Origin of the sequence: Streptomyces sp. NPDC002130, from assembly GCF_040296465.1 — a bacterium.
In the GTDB taxonomy this organism is placed as follows: domain Bacteria; phylum Actinomycetota; class Actinomycetes; order Streptomycetales; family Streptomycetaceae; genus Streptomyces.
Map to the genome: position 1 here is coordinate 1 of NZ_JBEOXI010000550.1, position 2,496 is coordinate 2,496.

Annotated in this window: 3 protein-coding genes and 1 pseudogene; all 4 read right to left on the reverse strand. The window is 64.8% G+C overall.

Annotated elements, in window-relative coordinates:
- Positions 1 to 666, reverse strand: a 666-nt coding sequence (locus tag ABT116_RS42600; protein ID WP_351646037.1) for a hypothetical protein, incomplete at its 3' end; no start/stop codon positions are given.
- A complete protein-coding gene (locus ABT116_RS42605) occupies positions 666 to 1,079 on the reverse strand; it encodes a hypothetical protein (protein WP_298785405.1) in 414 nt (137 codons plus the stop codon). The genes ABT116_RS42600 and ABT116_RS42605, both read right to left, overlap by 1 nt.
- Complete coding sequence (locus tag ABT116_RS42610; protein ID WP_351646039.1) at positions 1,076 to 1,762, reverse strand: hypothetical protein; 687 nt, start codon at positions 1,760 to 1,762, stop codon at positions 1,076 to 1,078. Before ABT116_RS42610 ends, ABT116_RS42605 begins: the two co-directional genes overlap by 4 nt.
- 275 nt (positions 1,763 to 2,037) lie before the next feature.
- Positions 2,038 to 2,496, reverse strand: a pseudogene (locus tag ABT116_RS42615) (ATP-binding cassette domain-containing protein); the annotation flags it as partial.

The window sequence follows — 2,496 nt, forward strand, 5'->3', positions numbered from 1 at the left end:
GTCGGTTGCCCGGTCCACCCTCAGAAATGTTTCGAAATGTGTTCCTGCGGGCAATGTCTCGACCTCGAAGCGCATCAACATCGACGTCTGGTGCACCGAAGTTCCCGAACCGGCGCCCGCGTCGAGGGGTTCGGGGAAGAATTTGGTGCCGGCGTCGTCGAAGCGGCTGTAACTTTCCAGGGACATGAGCTCGAACTGCGACATCAGCACTCCCGGGTAGGGCCTGCTCATGATCGATTCTGTTTCTTTCACTCGGGGAACGACTTTGCCGACTTTGAGACATCCGTCGATCGGCGGCGCACCGCCTCCGTTTCCTCCGAACAGACTGATCGGCGGGACCAACTCGCGCAGGCGCTGACGCCTGCGGCCGGTCAGTGAGTCGCCGGCGACTTTGCTCAGGTTGCCGCCGTTGCGCAGTGCGTGCGCCGCGGAGAGAGGTATCTGTCTTTCGTAGCCGATCACATCGCGGAACAACTCCTCGGCGGTGCGTCGCAATGCTCCCCGCAGCGAGTTCCCCGACACGACCGGTACCAGCACTTTCCTCCCGTCGGGCTGCAGGATCGGTTCGCGGCGAAACAGTGTCGTCGTCGTTTCCGACTCCTCGCCTTTCTGCGAGATCGACGACAGGGCAGTCAGTTCGACATCCCATCTCACGGTAGAGCGCATCAGCTGACCTTCCTCGCGGCGCGGGCAGCGGCAACTGATTCGGCCACGATGCGGGTCCGCAGGACATAGGCCGTGGGACGCTCCCGCAGCAGTGTCAGGACCGGCTCCGATTCGGCGCGCAGAAGAGCGGCCAACTCCAGCCGTTCGTCGGTTGTTCGCGGCTCGGATTCGAGCGAACGTGAGACAACCGACCACCAACGATCGAGGTCGGCTCCTCCGACATAAGTGGCGACGCGGACTCGGTTCGGCAAATGCTGCGTCCAGTACGTCGCCCGGCGCCGGCCCACCCACGAATCCCAGTCCACGCCGTAGTGCAACAGCAACAGCAGTCGCTCGGCCACGTTCTCCACACCGTGCAGCTGTGGGAGGCCTGCGGGAGCGGCAGCGAGCCAGCGGTCGGTCGGCGTGCTCATGCGTGCGCCTTGCTGCGAGGCGGTGTGGTGGCCAACAGCGCCAACGCCCACCATCGGTCGACGTGGCGGTACGGGGACAGGTGATCCCAGTCCTCGAAGATCGCCGGCCACCGACGCGCCGGCACTGTGCGTAGCACTGCATACGGGGCTGCGCTCTCGCCGAGCATGCGTTCGCCGAAGCCGTGAGAGCGCAGTCGGCGCATCGCGGCAGCTGCTGCGACATCGCGATCCGACCACGGCAAGCAGGTGTCTTCGACAGCAACGGCACCCCATCGGGCGTGCGGCAGGATGTGTTTGCGGGCCGGGCGACGCAACGGCACCACCAGCGCGATCTCCGACGTCAACGGTGCCGACAAGGTCCGGGCCAGGCGCGGCTGCGTCAGTTCGGTCATCGCCGGCGCGGTGGTGATCAGATGCATTCGGGTTCGCAGCTCCGAGGTCTGATACGCCCACCGGCACGGTGTGCAGAGACCTTTCTCTGCCGGAGCCTTCCACGAGTCGAATGCGGTGAAGGTCCGTGAGATCGCCGACCGCGCGGGCTCGATCGGTGTGTCGGCCTTCGCGCAGCGCGCACACCGTCCCCTCTGCAGTGAGTCCTTCTCAGATGAACGATTCGTCGATGCGAACGCCGCCTCTACGACCTCCACGCACGAGGTCACCTCCTGTAGTTTTTCTTTCATCACGCTCGTCCTCCTGTGCAGGTGCCCCGAGTCGGATCGGCTTCGAGGCCTTACATACACAGGAAGATCCGCCCGACGGGCCGCGTGTGACAACAACGCCAGAAATACTCATCGAGCACCCAGGGAAGCGGCAGAGATATGAGTGGCACCCCTCGCGCGGACGGGCTCGATCTGACCACACTGCGCGCACTGCGGCGCCCGCGCCCGAACCTGGCCGCGATCAAAGAGCGCATCGAGGAACACCTCGACAATCACGACGGATATCTCGCCTTCTCCGGCGGCAAAGATTCACTCGTCGCCCTGCACCTGACCACAGCGGTCGAGGTGAGGGCTGCCCAGATGTCGTCGTCGGTGGCGGTCGGGTTTCCGTAGCGGATATTGCTCGCGATCGTGCCGGCGAACAGGTAGGCCTTCTGGGGCACGTATCCGAAGTTGGCGAAGAGTTCGTCCTGATCCCAGCCACGGACGTCCAAGCCGTCGACCAGGACGGCGCCGGCTGTGACGTCGAAGAGCCGGGGGATGAGTGAGACGAGGGTCGATTTGCCACTACCGGTACTGCCCACGATCGCGGTGACCGTACCTGGCATGCATCGCATCGAAACGTTCGACAGGACCGGCGTTTCTGCTCCCGGATACGTGAACCCGGCTCCACCGAACTCGACAACGCCGTAGGGGCTGGTCGGGCGGAGGGGCTGGGCCGGCGCGGGCACGGTCGGCTCGGTGTCGAGTACCTCGGT